Raw genomic sequence first — 4,807 nt, forward strand, 5'->3', positions numbered from 1 at the left:
CTAGCTACCAAAAGGAGGCCCCCCGGCTCTGCCGGGGAGGCAGTAGAAGTTTGACTTTTCAGGAGGTTGTCCACCGTAGAGACTTTCAATCGTGAGCCGCCAAGCAAACGAAAGGAAGAAACACGATGGACAAGTATGAAAGTTTGAGTCACACGGCCTGGGATTGCAAATATCACGTGGTCTTCATCCCCAAGTGTCGAAGGCGAACGCTGTACAAGCAGCTACGCGAACACCTGGGTGAGGTATTCAGAAAGTTGGCCGCGCAAAAGGAATGCAGGGTTGAAGAGGGGCATCTGATGCCCGATCACGTGCACATGATGCTGTCGATCCCACCGAAGTACTCGGTGTCGCAGGTGGTGGGCTTTATCAAAGGCAAGAGCGCAATCCACCTTGCGCGGGTGTACGGAGAGCGAAAGCGCAACTTCGTGGGTCAGCACTTCTGGGCGCGAGGGTACTTCGTCTCGACGGTGGGACGCGACGAAGCGGTGATACGGGAGTACATCCGAAACCAGGAGAAGGAAGACGAGAGGTTGGACCAACTCGGTCTATGGAGGTGAGTAGCCACCGATAGGTGGCCCCAAGAATGAGGGGCCGCGTTAGCGACCCCTTACAGCCGCTTTGAGCGGCTCACATCCCGAATGCCCCCGGCTTTGCCGGGGGATGGTTACCCGTTCAGGCCGGTACCTGCACGCTGCCTACGGCGATGCGGTTGCGCCCGGCGCGCTTGGCCTGGTAGCAGGCCATGTCGGCGGCATAGAGCAGCGCCGCCACACCGTGCGCACCGGGCGCCAGCGGGACCAGCCCCACGCTCAGGCCCAGGGTGAAGCTGCGCCCGCCATATGCGGGCTCCCACGCCTGCACGGCGGCGCGCAACTGCTCGGCCACGGCCTTCCCGCGCGCCAAGGAGCTGCCGGGCAGCACGATGGCGAACTCATCGCCGCCCACGCGCGCAGCCCAGCCGTTGTGCCGCACTTCCGATTCGAGCAGACGTGCCAGATGGCGCAGTACGTCATCGCCCGCATCATGGCCGGCAACGTCGTTGACCACGGTGAAATGGTCCAGGTCCATGAACAGCAGCACCCCGCCGTCTTCCTCCGGCACACCCCACGGGCCCCGCGCAGCACGCGCGTCCAGCAGCATCTGCAGGCGCAACTCAAACTCCGCGCGGTTGAGCAGTTGGGTCAAGGGGTCGTGGGCGCGCTCCCAGGACTGCTGCTGGCGCGCTGCACGCTCCGCAGTGAAGTCTTCCAGCGTCCACACCAGGCCGCTGGACGGCACGCCGGGCTCCACCAGTTGCCCCTGCGCCCGCACCCACAGCGTGCTGCCGTCCTTGCGCAGCAGCGGCAGTTCGCCATCGAAGCTGCCGTGGGCCGCAAACCGCGCACGCACCTGCTGGGCCACATCCGCTGCGCCGGGCGGTGAGGCCAGCAGATCCGTCAGCCGGCGCCCCTGGAGCTGCGCCGGCGCATAGCCCAGCATGCGGCCGGCCTGCTGGCTGACGACCTCCACCTGCTCGTCGCGGCTGACGACGATGCCCAACGGCACGTGCGCCAGCACCGCACGCAACTGGCGCGCCGACGCCTCCGACCCACGCTGTTGCAGCCGCCGGTGTTCCAACAGCCGGGTGCAGACGCGCACCACATCGTCCACCTCGCCAGGGCTGTGCGGCCATGGGCCGTCATACCCGGCGGACCCGCTCGCCGGCGCACCAGCGGCCTCCGCGTCCGTCAGCGCTCGGGCACGCTGGCGCAGCAGGATCAGCGGGCGCGCGATCCACAGCATGGCGCCCAGCGCCAACAGGGCCACCAGCGCCGTGGCCGCGGCCGCGAGCGCCCAGGCCCGGCGCTGGACGCCCTGCATTGGCGCCAGCACGGCCTGCGAAGCGCTCACCCGGGCCACCACCCATTGCGGCATGGGCACGCTGGCCAAGCTCACCACGTGGTCCGCCTGCACGGTGGTTTGCGCGCGTCCGGCCAGCGGCGCATCGTCCGCGTGGCGCCAGCGCGCATAGGCCTCGCCCAGGCCGGGCTCATCGGCCACCTGGCCCAGCACGCGCTCCATATTGGGGTGCGCCAGGATCACCCCGTCGCGCGTGAACACCACCAGTTGCGAGTCGCTGCGCGCAGGCAGCGCCAGGGAATGCGGCAGCAGTCCCTGCGATTGCAGCCGCAGCACGCCCGCCACGGCCCCGATGACGCGCCCCTCCCCCCGCAGCAGCGGCATGGTGAACATCACGCGCGCCTCGGCCGGCGTGGCGCCGATGAGGCCCGACACCAGCGGCTTGCCGTCCAGCAGCGTGCGCACGAGGTAATCGCGCTCGCCCGGGTCCAGACCCGAGGCCTTTTCCAGCTTGCCATAGCGCAGGTTGATGGCGAGGTTGCCGTCCTTGCGCGCAACCTGGATGGCGTCGAAGAAGCGCACGGCCGGCAGACCCTGCTGCAGCAGCCACTCCAGCGACGCGGGAGACTCCAACAGCTCGGGGGTGATGCCCTCGGCCACGGTGGCAAGCACCTTCTGGCTCTGCTCGATCTTGCTGGCCAGCAACCGCGCCACCAGTTCCACCTCGTCGTTCTGCTGGCTGACCAGGCGCTGCATGACCTCCTGGCCCGCGGCGCGCGACAGCACCCACACGGTGAGCATTGCGGAGAGCACGATGGCCAGCGCCGCCACCGCCAGCAGCTTGCCCACCAGCGGACCGGGCAGCCATGCGAAGCCTTCAGGCTCCCGCTCGGGCGCCACGTCTTCCCACGCGGCAACATGCTCGGGCGGTGTCATGGGCGCTCCGCGTTCGAAGCGCCCGAAACGAGAGGATCGAGGAAGGCGCGGACCATGGTCGTAGGGGGACTGCCTCACCAGAGGCTCGAACCAATATACGCAGGCACCCTCGGCTCCAGACTGGGTGGAACCCTGTGACGGCGCGGGAAAAACCCTGACGCCTCAGGCCTTCAGGTAGAGGGTGGTAACAACTGGATGCAAAAGGGCCGCCGCAGCGCTAGCCGTTCTCGGAAAGAGTTGCTAAGGTAGCCCTGATTGGCCCACAATGCGCCCCAGTCAACGACTGGGGCGCTTCTTTGTCTGAGGTGAAATCGCTTCCAGGAGCGGTTTCGTCCGGCGAATGGCCTTGGCGGTTCCCTCCGACCGCCGCCGGCATCCAGGTCAACCACTGCCGGAACCCTAAGTGCGCCAACTTTGGCGTACCGCCCCACAACGAGTCCAAGCGTGGGGCCGCCGCCCGAAAGCCGGGTGGATACGCACCCGGAGACTACCGCGTTGTCGCCAGCGGTAAGGGTCAACCAAATCTGTTTTGCCACCTTTGCAGGGAAAGCTTTCCCATGCAGAGCAATCTGGCCATCGCGGAAGAGTTATTGCGAATCGGCAGATACCTGGAGCCCCAGCTTCCAACGTGTCCCAACGAGGACTGCGAGCTATTCCGCAAAGCCGAACCTGAACATAGTGGGCGGCACACAAGATTCGGAACTAACGCACACGGCACGCCGCGATTCAAGTGCGGAGCCTGTCGAAAGATATTCGTCTTTGGCGGTCGCTCGACAAAGCGCCAACAGAAAACCCATCCGAACATTGGCATATTCGAGCATCTGATGAATTCGATGCCCTTGCGGCGAATCATCAAGGTGCTGGGAATTTCGCCTGCTATTCTCTACGACCGAATCGACTTTATCCACGAGCAATGCCAGATTTTTGCTGGCGAGCGAGAGCGCGGGCTTCTTGACCGGGAGGACCTCGGCAAGAGGTATATCTCGACCGACCGACAAAAGCTCATTGTCAACTGGTCGGACCGGAAGAGCAGAAAGAACACTGTCCTCCTTTCCATCGCGAGCGCCGACCAAATAACAGGCTACCTGTACGCGGCGAACGTCAACTTCGATGGCGAGATGGATAGTGAGAAGGTCAAGGAGGAGATGACCAAATTCGGCGACCAGCGATTGGCAAAACCCTTTCGACGGTTTGCTCGGGTTTGGTTACCCCAAGACTGGGATGACGCTGCGGTACGGGCTGCCGCGAGCCGTAAGGGCACCCGACGGGCCAGCGAGGAGCCAACTGAGCTGCCTGGGGAGCTGCTCGCGGCTGTCAAGGACACCTATGACGCGGCTCAGGAGCGCGAGGACATCGAGAGCGGCGACGACCCCTCGACGGCGACCAGGGCGCCGGCCAAGGGCATGCTCTTGCACGAGCAGACCGTCATGGCGGCACATATTCAGTTCGTGACGAGATTGCTGCAGAAGGCAGAGAAACTAAGATTCTTCGTTGACCAAGAATCTGGTATTCGGGCTGCAATCTTGGTGAGCGTTCCGGAGCGCGTTCTAAATAGGACCGCAGACGCATTCTACGTAAAGGTCCTCAAGGAATTCACGGTTGACCAGAAGAAGGGGATTGTTGGCGCTGCCAAGCGGCGACTCCGGAAGGTAATGAGTGACGCCGGAGTTGACGAGGAAGAGGCCAGCTTAATCCTGGCCCTGGAAGAGTTAAGCAGCCCAACACTTATTGGCAAGTGGGGCGACCCTTGGTTTCGACATCCAATCGCGGACATGCGAGAGCCACAAAAGGGAGTTTCGTGGCTCACTGATATTGACGAACCCGAGACTGACCCGGAAAAGCGGAGTGACCAGCTTCGTCATTTTGCCCGGCTGCACCTGAAGGCGTCATTGACGGCTGTTGATAGATTCTTCATGCAAGTTCGACGGGCGCTCACGGTAGCCGAACGAGGGGTTATCAGCGCGAGCGCCGACAGAAGACTTTGGTTTGGTAAGAATGCCTATAACCCAGCGGTTCTGGTGAAACTGGTAGA

General features: G+C 63.8%; 3 protein-coding genes. 2 read left to right on the forward strand and 1 reads right to left on the reverse strand.

The window, feature by feature from the left end; all coding sequences use genetic code 11:
- Window positions 1-125 precede the first annotated feature (125 nt).
- A complete protein-coding gene (tnpA, locus tag BV908_RS21750) occupies window positions 126-557 on the forward strand; it encodes an IS200/IS605 family transposase (RefSeq protein ID WP_026437438.1) in 432 nt (143 codons plus the stop codon).
- Window positions 558-672: 115 nt separating this feature from the next.
- Here tnpA and BV908_RS21755 read toward each other — a convergent pair whose 3' ends face one another.
- Complete coding sequence (locus BV908_RS21755) at window positions 673-2,775, reverse strand: diguanylate cyclase (RefSeq protein ID WP_103739191.1); 2,103 nt, start codon at window positions 2,773-2,775, stop codon at window positions 673-675.
- A 557-nt stretch (window positions 2,776-3,332) separates the two neighbouring features.
- Between BV908_RS21755 and BV908_RS21760 the strand changes: the two genes are divergently transcribed.
- Window positions 3,333-4,807: hypothetical protein (locus BV908_RS21760; RefSeq protein WP_146052208.1), on the forward strand; the 1,475-nt coding region annotated here is incomplete at its 3' end.

The organism is Diaphorobacter sp. LR2014-1 (assembly GCF_002916785.1).
Classification (GTDB): Bacteria; Pseudomonadota; Gammaproteobacteria; order Burkholderiales; family Burkholderiaceae_C; genus Diaphorobacter; species Diaphorobacter nitroreducens.